Source organism: Novosphingobium panipatense, assembly GCF_900182875.1.
Taxonomy (GTDB): domain Bacteria; phylum Pseudomonadota; class Alphaproteobacteria; order Sphingomonadales; family Sphingomonadaceae; genus Novosphingobium; species Novosphingobium panipatense.
Genome location: NZ_FXUI01000050.1, coordinates 1 through 1,971, shown reverse-complemented (window position 1 = coordinate 1,971; position 1,971 = coordinate 1). Strand labels below are relative to the sequence as shown.

General features: G+C 59.7%; 2 protein-coding genes and 1 pseudogene. 2 read left to right on the top strand and 1 reads right to left on the bottom strand.

Annotated elements, in window-relative coordinates:
- Window positions 1-210 precede the first annotated feature (210 nt).
- Both QOL62_RS19720 and QOL62_RS19715 read left to right on the top strand, forming a co-directional pair.
- Entirely contained in the window at window positions 211-771 is a 561-nt protein-coding gene (locus QOL62_RS19720) for a recombinase family protein (RefSeq protein WP_004213255.1), read from the top strand.
- A 61-nt stretch (window positions 772-832) separates the two neighbouring features.
- A pseudogene (locus tag QOL62_RS19715) lies at window positions 833-1,105 on the top strand (integrase core domain-containing protein); the annotation flags it as partial.
- 161 nt (window positions 1,106-1,266) lie between these two features.
- Here the strand turns inward: QOL62_RS19715 and QOL62_RS19710 are convergent.
- The gene (locus tag QOL62_RS19710) at window positions 1,267-1,818 is read right to left on the bottom strand and encodes a recombinase family protein (protein WP_004213210.1); all 552 of its coding nucleotides are present in this window, start codon (window positions 1,816-1,818) and stop codon (window positions 1,267-1,269) included.
- Window positions 1,819-1,971 lie beyond the last annotated feature (153 nt).

The window sequence follows — 1,971 nt, the reverse complement described above, 5'->3', positions numbered from 1 at the left end:
CCTGGAAGCACTCCAGTTTTTACCCCATCAAGGCAATTGACGCCATCTTTGAGGGATTTGATTTTGTGATGTCAGCTTGGAGTATAGCCTAACCGGACGTCAGGGCGCTACCGCGGTTTCTGTCAGATTAGGGTACTAAACGGAATTTGTTGACGAATGTCGTTGCGTATCATAGATTTCAACCTGACATTTTGATGGAGAGAGTGCGCAGTGAAGGGGCAACGGATCGGCTATGTCCGGGTCAGCACGTTCGATCAGAATGTGGATCGCCAATTGGAAGGTCAGTCGCTCGATCGGACCTTCACCGACAAGGCATCGGGCAAGGACGTCAACCGCCCCCAGCTTGAGGCTCTGCTCACTTTCGCCCGCGAAGGCGATACCGTCGTCGTCCACAGCATGGATCGGTTGGCCCGCAATCTGGATGACCTGCGCAAGCTGGTCCAGGGCCTCACCAAGCGAGGTATCCGGATCGAGTTTGAGAAGGAAAGCCTGTCCTTCTCGGGGGAGGACTCCCCGATGGCCAATCTGATGCTCTCGGTCATGGGTGCGTTTGCTGAGTTCGAGCGCGCCCTGATCCGCGAACGGCAACGCGAAGGCATTGCGATCGCTCGGCAGCGCGGCGCCTATCGGGGGCGGAAACGGTCGCTCTCGGATGAGATGATTGCCGATCTGCACCGCCGCGTTGCCGCCGGTGAACGCAAGGCGACCATCGCGCGCGACATGGGCATCAGCCGCGAAACCCTCTACCAGTACCTTCGCGCCGCTGCCTGACACCAATGTTCACATTATGTCCGGAAAATCGTTGTTCAGCGTACAAAGCTTGAGGTGACGCCAATATTGTTCCGTGGAGTACCAGGCCGAGCTGCGTCGCCACGGCATCCGCATCTCCATGTCCGGCAAGGGGAATTGCTACGATAACGCGATGGTCGAGACGTTCTTCAAGACGATCAAATCCGAACTCGTCTGGCGGACGGTCTTCTACACCCGTGACCAGGCCAAGCAGGCCATTGCCCGCTATATCGATGGATTCTACAACCCGATCCGGCGTCACTCCGCGCTCGACTACATCAGCCCCGCGCAGTTCGAACGAACCGCGTCACGCTGAGCAAATGCCTCTCCACTTAAGCGGGGCAAGTCCATCGAGCCTTCGTCCAACAATCAGGGGCTTGGCCTGGTACGATGCCGCCAAGCGGAGGGCGGACGCTCTGCCCAAACCGGTCGAAGCCCCTGTGACCAGCACCCACGAGTTCTTGATCGCCAGCGGTTTCACGCGTTTTCCAGAGCCTTGTATAGGGCGGTTTTGCCGATCTTGAGCCGGGCCGCCGCCTCACGAACAGTGAGGCCCGCTGCGATATGCGCCCGCGCTTTACGTAGTTTGTCGGGGGTAACGACAGGCCGGCGACCACCCTTGTTGCCCCGCTCGCGTGCGGCCTTGAGGCCGGCATGAGTGCGTTCACGGATCAGGTCACGCTCGAATTGGGCCAGCGAGCCGAAGATGTTGAACACCAGCATGCCGCCCGAAGTGGTGGTGTCGATATTCTCGGTGAGTGAGCGGAACCCGATGCCGCGCGCCGCAAGCTCGCCGACCTTCTCGATCAGGTGGCTCATCGAGCGGCCGAGGCGGTCGAGTTTCCAGACCACCAGCGTGTCGCCGGGGCGCAAATAGGCGAGCGCTTCGGTTAGGCCAGGCCGATCGGCTTTTGCCCCGGATGCGTGATCGTCGAATATACGGTCGCACCCGGCAGTGTTCAGCGCGTCAAGCTGGAGCGACAGCTTCTGGTCTGCGGTCGAGACGCGCGCATAGCCGATCAGCGCCACATGATGCCCGATCCTGTCCGTTTTCCCGTCATTATGCGATCTTGTCCGAATCGCCGTTACAGGTCCAGAGTTAACGGACATATTCCTGTTGGCCGCCAGAGGACCGTCTGACGGACACGCAAAGCGAAGGAGATGATGCTTGGCGAGACGGCG